We start from the raw sequence: 19214 nt of genomic DNA on the forward strand, positions 1-19214 counted from the left end.
AGACCAATTTATTGCAACCGCAGTAGAACAGCCTTAAGTCCGACAGGCTGCTAGAAACGACCACTGACTTTTAACATCTTGCAGTTAACCCTTCTTTGTGCGAAATTCTCCAACGTTTAACAAAAAAGCAACGATAGCTATAGCTCAAGAAGAGCAGTTTGTGATGGTAAACCCATGACTGACTGCTTTAGATCATGAGACTACTGCAATAATAATTAATACAATGTGGAGCTCTGAAGAAAATGGTTGGCTCAAAACCCGATGCAATCAGCCTTTTATTAGCGGTGTTTACAATCGCTGTATTAACAACAGCAGCGACTTCGATCCTGATCTGACAAGCTGACAGTGTAAGCCAGGGACTGGCTTACTGACTTTTTTCACCGTATAACTGTTTTTCTGTTGCCACACCTTTCATGGGAATATCCCAGTCTGCCACAGGAATTGCACTGACTTTCTGACACTCATGTGCTAACCCTATCAGTATCGGTTTACTGCGTTTTCCCAGAAATGCAAAAGTCCGGTCGTAATAACCCGCTCCCATACCGAGGCGATTGCCCTCTTCATCAAAACCAGTGAGTGGCATGAGTACCAGATCCAGAGCTTCCGCCTTAACGGTTTTCTCAAGATCCAGTTCCGGTTCAGCAATTCCGTAACGGTTCTCTACCATTCGGGTATTAGGTCTGTAGAGCTGGAAATACATCTTGTCAGGGTCTTCCTGATCCAGAACCGGAAGATAGCAGAATTTATCTTGCTCCCAGATCGTCCGGGCAATAAATCCGGGATCAATTTCACCATCATTAGCCAGATACAGCGCGATATGCTGACTGTGTCGAAAAACCTCACTGCTACATACGACAGAGGATAGTTTCCTTGCAGCAGCAAGCTGCTGTTCAGCCGACAGGGATTGACGATTGTTACGTAACTGCTTGCGCAGGCTGGCTCGATCCATCTGAGATGACACCCGACATTGTTCTATTCGATTAATATTGTCCACTGCTGGAAGAGAATAAACAATGAGAGAAATGGACAAAGTCTTTAAGAAATCGGCGATTTCTTCCCCAGATAATCAAAAGGCCGCTGATTTCAGCGGCCTTTTGCAATACCCGGTTCCTGCTTAGAACGGAATATCATCATCAAAGTCGTCAAAGCCACCAGCCGTTGCAGCCTGAGGCTGTTGCTGAGGCTGCTGCTGTTGAGCAGGACGCTGTTGAGGCTGATGTTGTAGAGGTTGATGTTGTTGCTGTGGTGCCGCTGCGGGCGCTTGCTGTTGCATCGGCTGTTGGGGTGCACTGTATTGCTGCGGTGCGGGCTGCTGAGAGGCTGGCTGTTGTGTAGCCCTTGGCTGAAACTCACCACCACTGGCAGGCATCCCCATTCCGTCCTGGCGGCTATCCAGCATTTGGAGCTGGCCACTGAAGCCATCAACAACAACCTCTGTCGTGTACTTATCCTGACCGGACTGGTCCTGCCACTTACGGGTTTGCAGCTTACCTTCGATGTAAACCTTGGAACCCTTGCGCAGGTATTGCTGAGCAATTTCAGCCAGCTTTCCGAAAATGACCACCCTGTGCCATTCGGTTTTTTCCTGAGGCTGGCCGGTGTTACGATCTTTCCAGGACTCACTGGTCGCCACGCTCAGGTTAGCTACAGCGCTGCCATTTGGGGTAAAACGGACATCCGGATCATTGCCCAGGTTGCCGATCAGAATGACCTTATTAACACCACGTGCCATCAGTTTCTCCAGTAATTTTTAACATAAACCGTTTTCACTCCCAACAGGAATAAAAACAGGTTTCTGGTTGTAGCTTTCTCATTCATTTATGTCAACACTCACCGTATTGGCGCAGCGCGGCCATATCCACTATTTTTCTGTCCACCTTCAGATAGGCGGTTCTCTCACTATCCAGGACGGTCACTTCCTCAACCCCGGGAATAATGGCCAGCTCCCTGCCAATGGCACGGGCATCCAGGCTCATGGACGAGTCGAGGGCCATCACCATACTGCTGACATAAGGAGGTTGTTTCATGGTAACAGACAATAACCACCAGAGTGCAGTAGGGATTGCACAAACCATCATGACACCAGTCGCACCCCAGTACTGAAACGCCAACCCACCAAGACTGCCGCCCAGGGCCGCCCCCAGAAACTGGCTGGTTGAGTATACGCCCATAGAGGTTCCCCGAGTGCCTGCGGACGACAATTTACTGACCAGAGAAGGTAGTGTAGCTTCCAGAAAATTAAATGCCGCAAAAAACAGGAATATTCCCAGCAGTACACTTTCGACACGCCACATGCCGGCAATGGCTGCCAGCAACACAGTGACCGCACCTACAAAGCACTGTTTCAGGCGACGTTTGGCTTCACTGAAAATAATCACCGGTACGATCATGACAAAGGAGACCGAGAGTGCCACTACGTATATCCAACCGTGTTTTTCCCGGGCCATCCCCAGGATATCTTCCAACATTTGAGGCAAAAACACGAACAGGGCCATCAGGGTGAAATGCAGGGTAAAGATACCGGCCATCAACCTGAGCATTTCCGGATTGCCTACGACATTGCCTACGTCTTTTATACTGACTTTGGTGTTCAGATCAGTACGGGTCACCACTGGAGTTGGTACCATAAACAATAGAATTAGAATGCTTAAGCCCGCCATCACAGCATTACTGCCAAACAACCCCTCCAGCCCCCACCAGCTGGCGAATAGAGGGCCTAATAGCATCGCGATGCAGAATGAGAATCCGATACTGATACCAAATACCGCCATGGCCCGGGTACGGTATTGCTCGCGGGTCAAATCGGCCAGAAGTGCCGTGACGGCTCCGGATACCGCACCAGAACCTTGAAGAATCCGGCCAAAAATGACTCCGTAAATAGAGTCCGCCTGAGCGGCGACGAGACTACCCAGCATAAAGATCATCATACCGGCTATAATCACCGGCTTGCGCCCGAACCGGTCTGACATCCAGCCAAAGGGGATTTGCAGTGCTGCCTGGGTTAATCCATAAGCACCGATAGCAAAACCGGCCAGAGCCGGGGTGGCCCCTTGCAGGTCTTCGGAATAAAGGACCAGAACAGGCAGTACCATAAAGAGGCCAAACATCCTGAATACAAACACCAAAGACAGTGAGACCGTTGATTTCAGTTCCTGCGGAGACATTCCTGACTTCTTATATAACATTGCAAGCGGCTTATATTATCAGGAAAAGCTGTTGAAGTAAGGCACCGTGGGAAGACATTATGCCCGCTGGACTTGCGCCAAAAAAACCTTCCATATACCAACACTTTCCGGCCAATCAGCTATTTTTATTCCTTCCAGAGTAATCATGAAAAAGAAGTTTGCCTATCCCGGGGCAGGCGCATAATTACCCCAGGGAATAAACACAGAGGATTGATCAGCATGACATATCCTGTCCGATACGCCACTTATGTGAGGCTTTTCATGGTGGCAGTGCTTGCCACCACACTCGTGACTCCCACGTCGTCAGAAGCCCATTATGACCGTTATCACCGCCATCGTGATTGTGACCGCTCCGTATTTATTTCCGGTACAGTGCTTTTTGTGGGAGCTTTACTCTTGTATATCGAAATTTCGTCCTGGAATCGTTCAGGCAATACAGAGGATGCTGATACTCAGGAACACACATTGCAATTACCCGTCATCACCTACAAAAAAGAGGCAGCGTTAAAAAACCTTCACTCCGTAGGTATCAGGCTTGCTCCTGCGATAGACCGGAAATGCAAAATACTCGAATTAAAAGGTACCCGCAAGCAACTGAATACCCAAATCGAAGCAGTTATCTGTGACCCCATCTCACGAGTCAAAGGCGTGAATCGGGCTCTTTTAAGTGATATCCAAAAACAATGCCACGTCTGGTTCAGCAGAAACAGAATGGTATTTCCCCATGAAGTCAGTGGTTTTGATCTTAAAGAAGCCTTTAATGTTGTGCTTCCTGAACTGGTATACCGAGCTAAAATTCTGACCCTGTCCACCTATCAGGTATCACTGAATAACGATCATAAAAAGGACGCCACAGAAGATATGAGTTACTTCAGCATAACTATGAGCGGCTTCCAACCCAACGAGCACTTTAAAACCTGTTATCACTATCCAAGGAGTGCCGGAATGAACCCTCCCATGATGGACTCTAATGGCGAACTGGTTTTTAAACTGCCAAAACAGGGCGTTACTCATCTGCATCAGGACGGACACGCCGAGTACATCCTGGCAACCCACCTGTCGGTCAACCAGGCTAACATCGCTTACGCCTGGAAGCTGGGCGCTCCCTGGCCACCGCTGCCCGCGCCGGTCAGATTAACAGCAGCAGCCGGGGAGATTATGCCCATTCACGTTATTGATCAAGAACAAACAAACGAAAGTACCCGTCTTCAGGTTAAGGGAGAGAGGAGTATCACTGGTGACTGAACTCATCGCGGTCGATAGCAAATGGAGACCAGGCCTGACGTGTTGGCATCACCTCAACACGGTTAATGTTGATGTGCTCCGGCAAAGTTGCAATATAAAACATTTGCCCGGCAATATCTTCGGAGCTCAGAGGTGTGGTGCCACGGTATAAGTTATCTGATGCCTCCTGGTTTCCTTTGGTGCGCACCAGTGTGAATTCCGTCTCTGCAATGCCTGGCGATAGATCAGTAACACGTACCCCCGTCCCCTGCAGATCGCACCTCAGGTTGTAGCTGAATTGCTTAACAAATGCCTTACTGGCACCATAAACATGGCTTCCCGGATAAGGCCATTGACCTGCTATTGAGCCCACATTGATGATGGTAGCACCGGCCCCGGTCCTGATTAAGGCAGGCAAGAGTGCGTGTGTGACATTGACCAAACCGGTAACGTTGGTATCTATCATGGTGTGCCAGTCATCAAGATCAACCTCGGGGGCGCCCTGAGGCGCCAGTGCCAGACCTGCATTGTTAACCAGGGCTGTAACCTCTGAAAATTCTTCTGGCAAGGACTCTACTGCTTTAATCACGGCTTCAGAATCCCGCACATCCAGTTGCATCACATGCACTGGAACACCCAGAGTCTCTCTGAGATCCAAAAGCCTTTCTAAACGACGTCCCGATAAAACCAGCGACCACCCCTCTTTTGCGAATTTTTGTGCGGCAGCTTTACCAAAACCGGAGGTTGCGCCGGTAATAAATGCAACTTTCTTCATAATGATTTCCTTGTTAAATCATAATTGTGAGCAGTGCCAACATCATCAAAATGGGCGCTACCGTGTTTTTAGGTGATGAACCCGGGTATAAATCGAACAATTTTTTTCCCAACAGACTGCCCAGCATGGCAACGGGAAAGAGAAGCAAGCTGAACTGAATAGACTGGGCCGAGACAGCATCGACGAAGAGCAATCCCAGCAGAGATACCGCCGAACTCAAGATAAAAAACAGTATCGCCGTAGCTCTTATTTCATTTGCCTTTAACGATAGGTTTAAGAGATACAACACCAGTGGCGGGCCACCCGCTGAAGCCGTGGTCATCCCAAACCCTGACACTGCACCGGCGAGCAAGGCGTAGCGATGGTTAAGCCATGTCAACCGCAGATCAAACAGGATCAAAGCACCGGCAATCAATGAGAAACCTGCAATCATCATCTTTAGTTCATCTGCCGAGATGGCGGAGATAAACAAAAGCGAAACAGGTATTGCACCTAACATGCCCAATGTGAGCATGGTCAGCAGACGTCGATTAACCTGCGTCCTGATTCCTGATAACAGACAGAGACTACTGAGCAGATCAAGTGTCAGAGCAATCGCAATTGCATCAAATGGGGAATACACAAGGCTTAGACACAAGGCAGCAATAATGGCAAAGCCAAAGCCACTGTAGCCCCTTACTAATCCGGCAAAAAAAACAAATACCGTTGCTAAGCCCATCATCCATTCCATTACATACTGCGAGTTGATGCCATCAATGTAATGAGCCCGGAGCCTATCCTATAGAGCCAGTTTTTCAGATTGTCTGAGTCAGTAGCGCCACCCCGTACCCTGACACAAGGCTTTTTTTAAACTGTCCCTACATCCTCTTTCATGTTTCTCGCCAAGATAGCGGCAAAACACAAACGAAGGCTCAATACTCCGCAGGAGAATGAAAATGGATGTATTTGAAACAAATGTATCAAATCAGCACGTCATAGACTTGGATAAACACGTATTCCATTCCTGGTCTGTACAAGATTCAGCAGCACCAATAGCTATTGCCGGTGCACAAGGATGTAACCTGTGGGACTTCGAAGGGAAGCAGTATCTGGATTTTAGTAGCCAGTTAGTCAACACCAATATTGGCCACCAACACCCAAAAGTTATTGATGCCATCAAGGCACAGGCTGAGTCCCTGGTGACCATAGCGCCAGCAACAGCTAACCTTGCCCGGGGTGAAGCAGCCAAACGCATACTGGATAAAGCACCCGGTAATTTTAACAAGGTGTTTTTTACCAATGCAGGCGCTGATGCCAATGAAAATGCGATTCGCATGGCAAGACAATTTACCGGTCGTGACAAGGTGCTCTCTGCCTACCGCTCATACCACGGCAATACCGGCTCAGCTATCGCTGCCACAGGCGACTTTCGCCGCGTACCTAATGAATACAGCCGCGGGCATGTGCACTTTTTTAACCCTTATTTCTACCGCACTGAGTTCAACGCAAAGACTCAGGAAGAAGAGTGTAAACGAGCCCTGCAGCACCTTAAACGAGTGATTGAATGTGAAGGATCCGATTCCATTGCGGCTATTCTTCTGGAGACAATCCCCGGCACAGCCGGTTTCCTGCTGCCACCGGAAGGCTACTTGAAAGGGGTTAGAGACCTGGCCACCGAACATGGTATACAGCTGATCTTCGACGAAGTAATGGTTGGATTCGGTCGCACTGGCCGTTGGTTTGCCTTTGAGCACTTTAACGTTATCCCGGATCTGGTCACCTTCGCTAAAGGGGTTAACTCAGGCTATGTCCCTGCTGGCGGCGTTGTCGTAAGCGAGCCGATCTCGGAGTATTTCAAGAGCAACTTCTTTATGGGCGGCCTCACTTATTCGGGCCATCCACTGGCAATGTCTGCTATTGTCGCAACCCTGGATGCGATGGAAGAAGAAGGCATTGTTCGCTACGCCGATGAGGTAGGAAACACGGTTCTGGGACCCGCACTGATCGATCTGATGGAAAAGCACAATAGCATAGGAGACATTCGCGGCAAGGGCATGTTCTGGGCCCTGGAGCTGGTCGAGGACAGAACAACACGAGAGCCTTTAAGTAATGAGAAAATGGCTTCCCTTAAAGCCAAACTAACCGACAAGGGCCTTCTTTCTTTTATAGTGAACAACCGTATTCACGTAGCACCACCTCTTATTGTTAAACCCAATGAGATTGCTCAGGGTGTAGCCATTATTAGCCAGGTACTCTCGGATTTTGATTAAACATTAGTAATAAAGACGCCAGGGCAGTTGTCCTGGCGTTGGTGCCTCCAAAGATCGAAAATGTTAGCCCTCCAGAGCTCTTGCCAGTTGTTCAACCCCTGGGGTAATAAGCGCTTTATCAATGGCATGAAAGCCGAGTCTGAAAAAAGTATTGATTTCGGGGTTGGCTTGTTGCTGCCCCATAAAATGTGAATATCCTGTCTCTATCAGAACCCCGCGTTGAGAAGCTCTGGACGCCAGTCGTTGACTGCTTATTTGGTTGGGTGTTTCTAACCACAAGGCATTGCAATAATTGCCCATGGCCAGTCGCTTACAATCCGGAAGATAGTGCTCAACCGCTTGATTAATCTCGTGCCAGCGTTGGCGGGTGTTGTCTTTGAAGCGCCGCAGGAAGCTGTCGTAGTAGCCCTGTGAAATAAAGTGCGCCATTTCCATTTGCACCCGGCTGGGCGGGTGGCGATACATTAAGCGACGCAGTGTGCGCAACTCATAGATCAACTCTTCCGGGGCAACGATATAACCGAGGCGAAGCCCGGGTGCCAATGTCTTGGAAAAACTACTGACGTAGACAACACGGTTGTTCTTATCCAATGCTTTCAGTGCAGGTAAGGGGTCCCACTCAGAGTTGCTGTCTGAGTCGTAATCATCCTCAATAATGATGGCGTCGTTTTTTTGCGCTAAATGTAAAAGGTCACACCGGCGTTGTTTACTCATAGTCACCCCCGTTGGAGCCTGATGACTCGGTGTAACATAGAAATAATCACAGATGGATGACAGTTCGTTCAGCACCAGTCCGTCCTGATCGACGGTGTGCGGATGAAGCTGAGCCCGGGCCAAACTAAAAATATTGTTAGCTTCTTTATAACCAGGGTTTTCCACCCCTACTCGAGTGTGTTTATCCATCAACATCTTGGACAGCAAATACAGGGCGTTCTGCGAGCCAACCGTAATTAGAATCTCATCGCTCTTGGCGTGAATGCCTCGCTGAGGAAGTACCCGGGTCCGGATCTGCTCTACCAATAGCTCCACATCCTTATCGACTTTGTCACACAGCCAACTATGATCTTTCGGGTCCGCAATCACCTTACGAGTAGATTCCCGCCATTGCGCCAGAGGGAAATCATTAATGCTCGGTTGCCCATAAATAAAAGGATATTGATAACAGCTCCAGTGTGAGGGTTTCACTATACGAGGGAAAGCGTCAGTAGAAACCTTGAGTCGTCGGCTCCAGTTTGCTGCATTAGCGGGGTTATCTGCCTCAAAATGGTTCAACTCTTGTTCCACCTCTTCAAGTCTGGAGGAGTATTTTTCCGACAGATAATAACCACTTCTTGGCTTACTTATAAGATAACCGTCGTCTGATAAGCCTTCATAGACCAGTGACACGGTATTGCGTGAGACCTTCAATTGACTTGAAAGCTTGCGGCAGGAAGGTAGCGCCTCATCAGCAGAGAAGACACCTTCAAGTATTGCCTTAACCAGGTACTCTCTTACCTGCTCCTGCAAACTTCTCTTCGAATCAAACTCAATGAAACAGCTGTAATTTATCCCCATGGAGTAAACCTTTTGGATATTTTTATTCATTGCATTCGATTGACTCCAGCAAGAAGCAAGCCAATATACTAAATTAGTCGTATTAACTTTATTTTCTACCAGCTGTCCCAATCAGCCCGGTAAATTGGCTCTAACCCATTCATCTTTCTCATCTCTAAAGTGAAGGCGTTCACAAATCACAGCAAGTAACAAATTATGAGACATGGAATAAAACTTAGAAAATGGGTAGCCGTTGCCGCAGCAACGATGTCTTTAGGCATGTCCAGTGTGATTGTTGCCGATGAGTCGCCATCTTTCGCCAGCAAGGGGATAAAGGTAGCGACAGAGGATAACTATTCTCCGTTCAACTTTATCGATAAAGGCAAGCCGACCGGAATCAATAAAGATCTTCTGGATGAACTTCGCGACTACTCTGACTTCAAAGTAAAACAAGAGATTCTGCCCTGGACAGGCCTTCTGGCATCCGTTTCGGCAGGTCAGTATGACCTTGCCCTCACGGGTGCCATCATCACTGACGCTCGTCTGAAAGTATTCGATTTCACTCCACCCATCGCCTCCGCACAGCACTATTTCGTTGCCCGCGCAAAAGACGACAGCATCAATACCATCGCGGATCTGGATGGGAAAAGAGTTGGCTTACAGGCAGGCAGTGCCCTGTTGGAAAGACTTCCTGAGTTAAAAACCATGCTTGAAGCACAAGGCAAGAAACTGGGTAAAGTGGTTGAATATCAATCCTACCCTGAAGCCTACGCCGATCTGGCTAATGGTCGCATCGATTACGTGATTAACAGTATCGTGAATATAAATGAGCTGGTAAAAACCAAGCCCGGGGTATTCAAGAAAGGTGAAGCTGTATCCGGCCCTGGCTTTGTCAGTTGGCCTGTCCCGAAAGACAGTCCTGAACTGCTGGCCTACCTGACCGACTTCTTTGCACACCTGAAAGAGACTGGTCGCATGGCTGAATTGCAAGAGAAATGGTTCGGTGAATCCTTTGATGAACTGCCAGCCAACGCCATCGTCTCCGTTGAACAGTATCAAAAATTGACTGCAGTACAATAAACCACTCGTCATAGTTCAGTGACGGCCAGGACTCAAATACGACTACTCCCGGGAGCCTGGTCTTACCTAAAAAACAACGTTAATACTACTGCAGACAGGTAGGTGTATATGGATTACTACGGATGGATGCAATTGCTTCAGGGAGCATGGACCACTGCATGGATATCAATGGTATCCATCGCACTCGGAGTGGTTATCGGACTCGTGATAGCGCTCATTCGAATGGCAAAATTACCGATTATCGATCAGATATTAGGTGTCTATGTCAGTTGGGCCAGAGCCACACCACTGGTCACATTAGCCTTGTTCATCTTCCTCTCTTTCCCATCGTTTGGCATCAATCTCGATAAACACTTCTCGGCCATCCTGTGTTTAACACTGAATACTTCGGCATTTAATGCCGAGATCTGGAGAAATGCATTCCTCAACTTCTCTAGCGGACAGAAAGAGGCTGCCGAAGCCCTGGGTATGCGACGAATGACCTACTTCAGACGCATCATGTTCCCTCAAATGGTGGTCATGAGCCTGCCCGCACTGGTCAACGAGATGTCTTTCCTGATCAAAGGCAGCCCGGCGATTGCCGTCATTGGCGTGGTTGACCTGACTCGCGTTACCAACCGAATCGCAGCAGTCACTTATGAACCTCTCCTTCCTATCCTCTGCGCTGGCATTCTTTACATGTGCATCATAGGCGTGCTGATCAAATTACAACAGATGGCCGAGAGAAAGGCTAACTATCTGGCTGGCTGACAATAAGGAGTAGTTATGACTGAATGGGAAATAATCTGGCAGCAAAGAGAGATCTTTATCTCGGGTTTTGGTAATACCTTTGCACTATTTTTTGCCGGGTCAATCGCAAGTTTCATTCTGGGTGTGACCCTGCTCTACACTCTCGAAAATGGCTCGAAAGGTGTTAAAGGTAGCGTGATTCTGGTCATCAACATGATGCGCACCCTGCCCTTCCTGATTCTGGCTTACCTGTTGTACTATGGTTTACCCCAGGCCGGTATCCGCATGGATGCCTTTACCGCGGGCCTGATCTCCCTGAGCCTTTATCATGGCACCTATTTTTGTGAGATTTTCAGAGGCATTCGCAAGGGATTAGACTCAGGCCAGATGGAAGCGGCCCAGGCTTGTGGCTTCTCCAGGTTCAAGACCTTTACCCGCATCATCATACCCAATGTGTTGTTGAGATCCTTGCCGCTCATTGCCAATCAGCTGATCATCTGCCTGAAAGACACTGCCTTTCTATGCATTATTACTGTCGGCGAGATCACAGCGGCAGCTAACAGTATTCAATCAACCTACTTCATCCCGCTTAACGCATTTATTGTGGCTATCGCTCTGTATTGGATTATCAGTATCGCCATTGAACAGGTCAGCAAAATCACACTTAATAAAGTTCAGGATAGAGGGCTAAGCCATGCTTAATGAAAAGATTCACACCGGGCCAGTTGAAACCCCGAAAACCGTTCAAGAAACGGCACCTGTTGTAGAACTGCCTGTCCAATATCCAAAATCAGAATCGAATGCCCAGGATATTGTCAAGGTGGTGAACCTATCCAAACAGTTTGACGGAATCGAGGTGCTCAGAGACATTAATCTCACGATCAAAAAGGGAGACGTTGTCAGTATCCTGGGCTCTTCCGGCTCAGGTAAGTCCACTTTGCTCCGTTGTATGAACTGGCTTGAACAACCAGAACGGGGCAGCATCCATTTAGGTGATGAACGTATTGGTATCAATCCTGCTACCAGAAAACCACTAAAATACAAAGAGCTCGCCAAGATTCGCGAGCGTATCGGCATGGTATTTCAAAGCTTCAACCTCTGGCCCCATCTCACTGTGCTCAGGAATGTAATGGAAGCCCTGTTGCACGTTAAGAAGATGCCAAAAGTTGAGGCGGAAAAGATTGCCAGAGCGCAATTAGAAAAGGTTGGTATGTCTCATAAACTCGACAGCTACCCAAGCATGTTATCGGGCGGTCAAAAACAGAGGGTCGCTATCGCCCGCGCCCTGGCTATGGAGCCAGAGGTGTTACTGTTTGATGAACCCACCTCAGCCCTTGACCCTGAACTGGTTGATGAGGTTCTGACCGTAATGCAGTCCTTATCAAAAGAGGGTTACACCATGGTGGTGGTAACACACGAAATGGAGTTTGCCAGAAACGTCTCAAGCCAGGTGGTGTTCCTGGAAAAAGGCATCCTGATTGAAAAATGCCCACCAGAAAAGTTCTTCACTCATCCGGATTCACCTCGGGTAAGACAGTTTTTGAAGCTGGATGGTGCCTGACTTCAAAATCAAAACTGGAAACATAAAGCTCTGGATTGCAGGGCTTTTAGCCGTTTTACTGAGTGTTTTTCTTTTCAGGCAACGCAAAACTGCTGGTCAGCGACTCTGCTAAGTTAATATTTTTTTCTTCCATAAGTGCTTCCAGCAGAGGATAAAGAGCACCCAGTTGCTTTTCGAGCGTGTCTCTAATGGTGTCGACGATCACCTGCGTGCCTCGCTCAATTTCAATGTTGGCCCAATCACCTGCTTTTTTATCACTAAATGTTGTGACTCTTCGGGTCTCGGGAATCAACCAGACTTCAAAACAATCGTTCTTCTTGTCGACATCAGATAAAGTTAAGCTGCAACCATTAATCGCTATATACCCCTTAGGGAAAATGTATTGTCCCCACTCATGGTCGTAGACAAACCGCACCCGACAGTTGCCCTCGATTTCTTCTAGTGCAAGAATTTGGGCCCGGAAGTCGATGTGTCCGGATAAAGGGTGTCCGCCAATTTCTGCTCCGTCGATGGCTGCGCGTTCAACATTCACGCTCTGGCCACTGACATAACCCCCTAATGTCGTTACCTGCAAGCTTTGTAAAATGACATCAAATCTGGCCCGAGTCGGGCTGACAATGTCTGTTACCGTCAGGCAAACACCGTCAACCGCAACACTGGCTCCTATATTCAACCCCTGACAAAAGTTTTCTGGAAACTCAATGTCAAAGGTTCTGATACTATCGTGATCATCCACACGGTCAATCTTTGCCGTACCTTGAACAATGCCTGTAAACATTCTATTAGCTCCATCACTTTTGATTCACCAGCAGGGTATACGTATAGGACTGTTAGCAGGATCTTCGACAGTATTTCTTAGGGCGTTCAATAAATACTGTAATCCAATGTCTGCACCAAAAATATTACACGACTACTGCTTAAAGTACTTTAATTCTCTCCAGCTTGCTGTCGGACAGCTATTAACATGGGTTTGCGGAAGCAAAGTCTATATAATTGCTCCTTTGCCTGACAGATGGTACTGAGGGACTGGCTTTGGACACGATCACCGTACGGGGTGCAAGAACCCATAACCTGAAGAACATCGATCTGGATATGCCCCGGGACAGCCTGATTGTCATTACCGGTCTGTCCGGATCAGGAAAGTCGTCACTGGCCTTCGATACCCTTTACGCCGAGGGTCAGCGCCGCTATGTGGAATCGCTGTCAGCCTATGCACGCCAGTTTCTCTCGATGATGGAAAAGCCGGATGTCGACCACATTGAAGGTTTGTCACCCGCCATCTCCATTGAACAAAAGTCCACCAGTCATAACCCACGCTCAACCGTTGGCACCATCACTGAAATATACGACTACCTGCGTTTATTGTTTGCCAGAACCGGCACACCCCGATGCCCTGAGCATCACTTACCGCTGGAAGCCCAGACTGTCAGCCAGATGGTGGACCAGGTACTGGCGTTGCCAGAGGGTACTAAACTGATGCTGCTGGCCCCCGTAGTCAGGGATCGAAAAGGTGAACACCTCCATGTTTTCAGTGAACTGAGGGCCCAGGGTTTTATTCGCGCCCGGATTGATGGCATTGTCACCGACCTCGACAATCCACCCGAGCTGGACAAGAAGAAAAAACACACCATTGAAGTAGTGGTTGATCGCTTCAAGGTGAGAGAAGACCTGCAGTTGCGTCTGGCAGAATCTTTTGAAACAGCTCTGGAGCTCACCGACGGGCTTGCAGCGGTCAGCTTTATGGACGGTGAGCAGCATGACATTGTTTATTCTGCCCGCTTTGCCTGCCCGTCCTGTGGCTATAGCATCAATGAACTGGAGCCTCGCATGTTCTCGTTCAACAACCCGGCGGGAGCCTGCCCCAGTTGTGATGGGCTGGGGGTCAAGCAGTTTTTTGATGAAGATCGTATTGTCCAGCACCCGGAGTTAACCCTGGCAGAAGGCGCTATTCGTGGCTGGGATCGCCGCAGCGTCTATTACTTTCACCTGTTGAAGTCGCTGGCTGCTCACTTCGGCTTTGACATTGATACCGCTTTTGATGATCTTACTGCGGAACAACAGACCATTATTCTTCATGGCTCCGGCGAAGAGCAGATTGATTTTAGTTACGTCAACGATCGGGGCGATGTTTACAAAAAGCGCCATCGCTTTGAAGGCATCATCCCCAACTTTGAACGCCGCTTCCGGGAGACAGAATCCCAGTCTGTGCGTGAAGAGCTTTCCAAGTACCTCAGCACACAGCACTGTCCAGGTTGTAAAGGCACTCGTCTTCGCCAGGAATCAAGACATGTCTTTATCGAAGATGAAACACTGCCCGATTTGGTGAGACTCCCGGTAGAACGTGCACTTGCATATTTCGAACAACTTAGTTTGCCCGGTCAGAAAGGGGAGATTGCTGAAAAAATCCTGAAAGAGATCTGCGATCGTCTAAGCTTCCTGGTGAATGTGGGCCTTAACTACCTGACACTTGATCGAAGTGCGGATACCCTGTCCGGGGGTGAAGCCCAGCGGATTCGACTGGCCAGTCAGATTGGTGCTGGTCTGGTGGGTGTTATGTATATTCTGGACGAGCCGAGTATTGGATTGCACCAGCGGGATAACGAACGCCTTTTGAATACACTGACCCGTCTTCGCGATCTGGGCAATACGGTGATTGTCGTAGAACATGACGAAGACGCTATTCGAACTGCCGACCACGTTATCGATATCGGTCCGGGTGCCGGGGTTCATGGCGGTGAAATTATTGCCCAAGGCACGCCTGCCCAAATTATGGATCATGAAAAGTCAGTCACCGGCCAGTACCTGAATGGCACGAAAGCCATTGCGATTCCTGAAAAACGTACAAGAGCGGATAAAAATAAGCGGATTAAACTCACGGGCTGCTCCGGCAATAACCTGAAGAATGTCACACTGGAAATCCCGGTGGGGCTGATGACCTGTGTCACCGGCGTTTCCGGTTCAGGAAAGTCTACCCTCATCAACAATACCTTGTACCCTATTGCTGCCCAAGTCCTGAATAGTGCCACCACTTTAACAGCATCAAAACACAAGAAGATCAGCGGCCTGAATCACTTCGACAAATGCATTGATATTGATCAAAGCCCTATTGGTCGCACGCCAAGATCCAATCCTGCAACCTACACAGGCATTTTTACCGCCATTCGTGAACTGTTTGCCGGAACCCAGGAAGCCCGCTCCCGTGGCTATAAACCCGGTCGTTTCAGCTTTAACGTTAAGGGTGGTCGATGTGAAGCCTGTCAGGGCGACGGTGTCATTAAGGTAGAGATGCATTTTCTGCCGGATATTTACGTACCCTGTGACGTCTGCAAGGGCAAACGATACAACCGTGAAACCCTGGACGTTAAATACAAGGGCAAGAATATTCATGAAGTCCTGGAGATGACCGTCGAAGAAGCTCTGGAATACTTTGAACCCATTCCTGCCGTTAAACGCAAACTGCAAACCCTTATGGATGTTGGTCTGTCGTATATCCATCTGGGGCAGAACGCTACCACGCTCTCCGGAGGTGAGGCACAACGGGTGAAGCTGGCTAAGGAACTTTCCAAGCGGGATACCGGAAAAACCCTTTATATTCTTGATGAACCCACCACAGGGCTGCACTTCCACGATATTGAACAGCTACTGGCAGTTCTGCACAGGCTACGAGATCGCGGTAATACCGTGGTAGTGATTGAGCACAATCTGGATGTGATCAAAACAGCAGACTGGATCGTTGATCTGGGACCCGAGGGAGGTGACGGCGGGGGCCAAATCATTGCCGGGGGTCCACCTGAAGTGGTGGCCGAAAGCACAGCCTCCCATACCGGCCGCTTCCTGAAGCCGATGCTAAAGTAAACTGATCCATAACCCGGCTCTGAGATGCAAACAGAGCCCACCCTATACAGCCAGTGCCAGGGCGCTCATTAGTTGCTTTTATGCATTGAAGCTGACAGCTCAATGGAGGATGATTCTTCCCTTGAAATTGCACCTTGAGAAAGGGGTCTGACCCACTGTATTCAGTCAACAGGACGCATACCACTTTTTCTTTCGCTCTAGGTATCTCGGCTTAAGCACTTTAAGGAGTCCACTATGTGGGGCAAGAACAGCTCAGAAAACAGTTTGATCAGCAGCACCAGAAATGATGACACTATCACGCTGATTGCTGCAGGCACTGAAGTTGAAGGCGATATCCGTTTCCGTGGCACCGTTCATGTTGAAGGTAAAATCAAGGGCAATGTCAGTTCCAATGATGGCAAACTGCAGCTGATCGCCGGCAGCCGTGTAGAAGGCAATATGACTGCTGCCCATATAGTCATCAATGGTCGTGTCACTGGCGACGTTTTCGCCACTGACAAGCTGGAGCTTTCAGCCGATGCCCATGTAGAAGGCAACGTATATTACGATGTGATGGAAATCGCGGCCGGGGCTGCCATCAATGGCAAGATGGAGCGTATGCACAAAAGCGGAGAACTGTTGCTCAATACCTCTGAGGAGGAGGAAGAAGCCAAGATCAAGCAACTCGAGTCTACCTGATCCTCTGAGAGGAAACTCGAGGCCATTTTTATGGAAATACACTTACTCAAAAAGCAAAACATTGATCCAGATCAATTCCTGGATAGGCGTAAATACTTATAGTACAAACCACAGGAGTGAGAGCAAATAGACAATAAGAACAATTTCACAATAAAAAATAATACATGGAACCAAGAATAAAAATCATAACACCTTGATGTAACCAGACCATAAAAAGCCAGATTCGATAAGGGTCTGGCTTTTTATTTTATTATCTGTGAAACCAGAAACCCTGCCAGCACAATTACACCAAAAATCACCACCAAAAAATCGTTCCCGGGGTTTCGGTACCGTCTGAGTACATTGGACTTATAAAGCCCTACGACCGGAACAAAGAAAAGGATAATCGCCATCATGGGAGCCACTATGGCATCCATGATCAACAGAATACTCCAGTCACCGACGCCGGCAATCCAGCATCCCAGGGCTACCAGAAAAAGACTCAAGCCCCTGGAGCTGCCAGAAGGAAGCGTCAACTCACTGGGCCTGAGCTTCTCTAACCCCACACTGAACAAGCTATCAATGACTTCAATAGTGCCAAGAAAGAAACCAAAGAAAGAGGTTAAAATCGCCACAAAGGCGATAACAGGTGCCAGACTCGAGAAAATAAAGTTGCCAGGTTGATTAGCCAGGATGGAGAGAGTCGGGAGATTTTGAGCTTTCGCAAGCTCTATCTGTTCTGGCGTCAGAGCCAATATACATGAAAGTACAAAAAATAATGTAATAAGCAGTAAAAGCAGAGAACTTTTGAAGTGAATCTGGTCGGTCTTGGCGATGCACTGGTGAAGCTCAGGGATTTGACGCCGGTATGATTGAGCAAAGGATGAACAAACAGGTGCATGATAGAAAGAAAACACCAGCACAGGCAAAGTCAGAAGAAAGGTTGTTACGATGTCCGTCATAGGTACTTCCTGTCGGAGAAAATCCATTCGCCACTGAGGGATCAAATACAAACCTATACACAACAATGTGAGTGCCAGAGGAAACACCAGACTGCTGATAAGTGTCAAAAGCTTCTGCTCTGAACCACAAAAAAGGGAAATCATGCCAACGACCAGCAAAAACACGAGCAAAGGTCTGTTTACTTCACCCGCCCATTCAAGCTGATTGATCAGAAAGCTCTCGGTAACGTTTGAAATGCCAATCGTGTAGAGCAGTAAAACAGGAAACATCGACAAAAAGCAGATCAGCATCAACCACTGGCCGACTTTATTGCCAAATCTCTCTCTTACAACACTGCTGATATCACTATCAGGTTTTCGGGAAGACAAAAAGAATCGGGTTAACCCTCTATGGGTAAGAAATATCATGGGGCCACTGACCAGAGCCATGAACAGAAGAGGCCATATACCACCACTGCCTGCCGCTATGGGAAGGTAAAGAAGCCCTGCACCAATACCTGTACCTACGTGACTGAACATCCAGCCTGTATCCCTGGCAGTCCATTCTGATTTGGAGTATTTTCCGATAGAACGTTTGACTTCAACACCCTGATTTGACATAGACCCTCGAACAGCAGAACAGCAATGCTTATGCAGTATAGACAGTGGAAAGACGGTTCGAGTTCCCCTGTCATTGTCAGCTGGGTCAATTCAGGAAAGGCTTCACTTGCCTGACTGAGTTTCAAGTTTCAAAAAAAACCGGACACAAGGTCCGGTTTTTCTTTGAAAGAGTAAAACTTACTCTTCAGTAGCTTCCGCTTCAGCCACTGGACGATCCAGCAACTCAACAATAGCCATAGGCGCATTGTCACCCTTACGGAATCCGCACTTCAGGATACGGATATAACCGCCCGGGCGCTCTTTGAAACGAGGGCCCAGTTCGGAGAACAGCTTACCAACAGTCTCTTTGTTACGGAGACGATCAAACGCCAGACGACGGTTGGCTACGCTGTCTTCCTTGGCCAGGGTGATCAGCGGTTCAGCAACACGGCGCAGCTCTTTAGCTTTCGGCAGTGTCGTTTTGATTACTTCATGCTCTACCAGGGAAGCAGTCATGTTCTTGAACATCGCCTTGCGATGTGAACTGTTCCGGTTGAGCTTGCGGCCACTCTTACGATGACGCATGGCACAAACTTCCTCATTCTACCATCTGCCCTGCACCCACTCTGTTGGAGTGAGTGAAAAAGCCAATGGCTGCTTAAGCAGAAATCTTGTCGTCGCCCTTCAGGCTGGCCGGTGGCCAGTTGTCGAGACGCATACCCAGGCTCAGACCACGGGAGGCCAGAACGTCCTTGATCTCGGTCAGGGACTTCTTACCCAGGTTCGGGGTCTTGAGCAGTTCAACCCCCGTGCGCTGAATCAGGT

The 19214-nt window shown here is 48.5% G+C and carries 18 protein-coding genes; 8 read left to right on the plus strand and 10 right to left on the minus strand.

What is annotated here, in order from left to right; all coding sequences use genetic code 11:
* Positions 1 to 364: 364 nt before the first annotated feature.
* The 3 genes from KDK16_RS06430 to KDK16_RS06440 form a co-directional block, all read right to left on the minus strand.
* Positions 365 to 949 carry a 5-formyltetrahydrofolate cyclo-ligase gene (locus KDK16_RS06430; protein WP_257255057.1) on the minus strand — a complete coding sequence of 195 codons (585 nt, stop codon included), beginning with the start codon at positions 947 to 949 and terminating at the stop codon, positions 365 to 367.
* A 165-nt stretch (positions 950 to 1114) separates the two neighbouring features.
* Positions 1115 to 1732: a single-stranded DNA-binding protein gene (gene ssb / locus KDK16_RS06435; RefSeq protein WP_306670750.1), complete on the minus strand. Its 618-nt coding sequence runs from the start codon at positions 1730 to 1732 to the stop codon at positions 1115 to 1117.
* Between the two features lie 91 nt (positions 1733 to 1823).
* A complete protein-coding gene (locus tag KDK16_RS06440; RefSeq protein WP_257275230.1) occupies positions 1824 to 3164 on the minus strand; it encodes an MFS transporter in 1341 nt (446 codons plus the stop codon).
* A gap of 240 nt (positions 3165 to 3404) precedes the next feature.
* On the opposite strand from KDK16_RS06440, the gene KDK16_RS06445 reads away from it, so the two are divergent.
* Complete coding sequence (locus KDK16_RS06445; RefSeq protein ID WP_257255059.1) at positions 3405 to 4430, plus strand: hypothetical protein; 1026 nt, start codon at positions 3405 to 3407, stop codon at positions 4428 to 4430.
* On the opposite strand, the gene KDK16_RS06450 is transcribed toward KDK16_RS06445, so the two are convergent.
* Together KDK16_RS06450 and KDK16_RS06455 are read right to left on the minus strand one after the other, a co-directional pair.
* Complete coding sequence (locus KDK16_RS06450) at positions 4417 to 5184, minus strand: SDR family NAD(P)-dependent oxidoreductase (RefSeq protein WP_257255060.1); 768 nt, start codon at positions 5182 to 5184, stop codon at positions 4417 to 4419. The two genes, KDK16_RS06445 and KDK16_RS06450, sit on opposite strands and share 14 nt — an antisense overlap.
* Positions 5185 to 5197: 13 nt before the next feature.
* A complete protein-coding gene (locus KDK16_RS06455) occupies positions 5198 to 5914 on the minus strand; it encodes a sulfite exporter TauE/SafE family protein (RefSeq protein WP_257275232.1) in 717 nt (238 codons plus the stop codon).
* A 205-nt stretch (positions 5915 to 6119) separates the two neighbouring features.
* Between KDK16_RS06455 and KDK16_RS06460 the strand changes: the two genes are divergently transcribed.
* Positions 6120 to 7433, plus strand: coding sequence for an aspartate aminotransferase family protein (locus KDK16_RS06460; protein ID WP_257275234.1), 1314 nt, complete (start codon positions 6120 to 6122; stop codon positions 7431 to 7433).
* Between the two features lie 63 nt (positions 7434 to 7496).
* On the opposite strand, the gene KDK16_RS06465 is transcribed toward KDK16_RS06460, so the two are convergent.
* Complete coding sequence (locus tag KDK16_RS06465) at positions 7497 to 9017, minus strand: PLP-dependent aminotransferase family protein (RefSeq protein WP_257255063.1); 1521 nt, start codon at positions 9015 to 9017, stop codon at positions 7497 to 7499.
* Between the two features lie 165 nt (positions 9018 to 9182).
* Here KDK16_RS06465 and KDK16_RS06470 point away from each other — a divergent pair, with 165 nt between their 5' ends.
* From KDK16_RS06470 to KDK16_RS06485, 4 genes are all read left to right on the plus strand, one after another.
* Complete coding sequence (locus KDK16_RS06470) at positions 9183 to 10046, plus strand: transporter substrate-binding domain-containing protein (protein ID WP_257255064.1); 864 nt, start codon at positions 9183 to 9185, stop codon at positions 10044 to 10046.
* 108 nt (positions 10047 to 10154) lie between these two features.
* A complete protein-coding gene (locus KDK16_RS06475; protein WP_257255065.1) occupies positions 10155 to 10796 on the plus strand; it encodes an amino acid ABC transporter permease in 642 nt (213 codons plus the stop codon).
* A gap of 15 nt (positions 10797 to 10811) precedes the next feature.
* Entirely contained in the window at positions 10812 to 11477 is a 666-nt protein-coding gene (locus tag KDK16_RS06480) for an amino acid ABC transporter permease (RefSeq protein ID WP_257255066.1), read from the plus strand.
* Positions 11470 to 12336, plus strand: a complete 867-nt coding sequence (locus KDK16_RS06485) for an amino acid ABC transporter ATP-binding protein (RefSeq protein WP_306670751.1) — start codon at positions 11470 to 11472, stop codon at positions 12334 to 12336. The genes KDK16_RS06480 and KDK16_RS06485 overlap by 8 nt, the downstream gene beginning before the upstream one ends.
* A 55-nt stretch (positions 12337 to 12391) precedes the next feature.
* Here KDK16_RS06485 and KDK16_RS06490 read toward each other — a convergent pair whose 3' ends face one another.
* Entirely contained in the window at positions 12392 to 13114 is a 723-nt protein-coding gene (locus KDK16_RS06490; protein ID WP_257254929.1) for a riboflavin synthase subunit alpha, read from the minus strand.
* 254 nt (positions 13115 to 13368) lie between these two features.
* Between KDK16_RS06490 and uvrA the strand changes: the two genes are divergently transcribed.
* Complete coding sequence (uvrA, locus tag KDK16_RS06495) at positions 13369 to 16191, plus strand: excinuclease ABC subunit UvrA (RefSeq protein ID WP_257254928.1); 2823 nt, start codon at positions 13369 to 13371, stop codon at positions 16189 to 16191.
* 264 nt (positions 16192 to 16455) lie between these two features.
* On the plus strand, positions 16456 to 16869 hold the full coding sequence (locus KDK16_RS06500; protein WP_257275237.1) for a polymer-forming cytoskeletal protein: 414 nt from the start codon (positions 16456 to 16458) through the stop codon (positions 16867 to 16869).
* A gap of 242 nt (positions 16870 to 17111) precedes the next feature.
* Here the strand turns inward: KDK16_RS06500 and KDK16_RS06505 are convergent, their stop codons facing one another.
* The 3 genes from KDK16_RS06505 to KDK16_RS06515 form a co-directional block, all read right to left on the minus strand.
* The gene (locus KDK16_RS06505) at positions 17112 to 18410 is read right to left on the minus strand and encodes an amino acid permease (protein ID WP_257254926.1); all 1299 of its coding nucleotides are present in this window, start codon (positions 18408 to 18410) and stop codon (positions 17112 to 17114) included.
* Positions 18411 to 18587: 177 nt separating this feature from the next.
* Complete coding sequence (gene rplQ / locus KDK16_RS06510) at positions 18588 to 18974, minus strand: 50S ribosomal protein L17 (protein ID WP_257254925.1); 387 nt, start codon at positions 18972 to 18974, stop codon at positions 18588 to 18590.
* A gap of 73 nt (positions 18975 to 19047) precedes the next feature.
* Positions 19048 to 19214: DNA-directed RNA polymerase subunit alpha C-terminal domain-containing protein (locus tag KDK16_RS06515; RefSeq protein ID WP_306670752.1), on the minus strand; the 167-nt coding region annotated here is incomplete at its 5' end.

Source organism: Endozoicomonas sp. SESOKO4, assembly GCF_024606275.1.

Bases quoted from the DNA above. Each gene is read 5' to 3' on its own strand.
- rplQ (WP_257254925.1), bottom strand. From the start codon at position 18,974: ATGCGTCATCGTAAGAGTGGCCGCAAGCTCAACCGGAACAGTTCACAT.
- KDK16_RS06480 (WP_257255066.1), top strand. From the start codon at position 10,812: ATGACTGAATGGGAAATAATCTGGCAGCAAAGAGAGATCTTTATCTCG.
- KDK16_RS06485 (WP_306670751.1), top strand. From the start codon at position 11,470: ATGCTTAATGAAAAGATTCACACCGGGCCAGTTGAAACCCCGAAAACC.
- KDK16_RS06470 (WP_257255064.1), top strand. From the start codon at position 9,183: ATGAGACATGGAATAAAACTTAGAAAATGGGTAGCCGTTGCCGCAGCA.
- KDK16_RS06455 (WP_257275232.1), bottom strand. From the start codon at position 5,914: ATGGAATGGATGATGGGCTTAGCAACGGTATTTGTTTTTTTTGCCGGA.
- KDK16_RS06490 (WP_257254929.1), bottom strand. From the start codon at position 13,114: ATGTTTACAGGCATTGTTCAAGGTACGGCAAAGATTGACCGTGTGGAT.
- KDK16_RS06450 (WP_257255060.1), bottom strand. From the start codon at position 5,184: ATGAAGAAAGTTGCATTTATTACCGGCGCAACCTCCGGTTTTGGTAAA.
- KDK16_RS06430 (WP_257255057.1), bottom strand. From the start codon at position 949: ATGGATCGAGCCAGCCTGCGCAAGCAGTTACGTAACAATCGTCAATCC.
- ssb (WP_306670750.1), bottom strand. From the start codon at position 1,732: ATGGCACGTGGTGTTAATAAGGTCATTCTGATCGGCAACCTGGGCAAT.
- KDK16_RS06465 (WP_257255063.1), bottom strand. From the start codon at position 9,017: ATGAATAAAAATATCCAAAAGGTTTACTCCATGGGGATAAATTACAGC.
- KDK16_RS06475 (WP_257255065.1), top strand. From the start codon at position 10,155: ATGGATTACTACGGATGGATGCAATTGCTTCAGGGAGCATGGACCACT.
- KDK16_RS06460 (WP_257275234.1), top strand. From the start codon at position 6,120: ATGGATGTATTTGAAACAAATGTATCAAATCAGCACGTCATAGACTTG.
- KDK16_RS06445 (WP_257255059.1), top strand. From the start codon at position 3,405: ATGACATATCCTGTCCGATACGCCACTTATGTGAGGCTTTTCATGGTG.
- KDK16_RS06505 (WP_257254926.1), bottom strand. From the start codon at position 18,410: ATGTCAAATCAGGGTGTTGAAGTCAAACGTTCTATCGGAAAATACTCC.
- KDK16_RS06440 (WP_257275230.1), bottom strand. From the start codon at position 3,164: ATGTCTCCGCAGGAACTGAAATCAACGGTCTCACTGTCTTTGGTGTTT.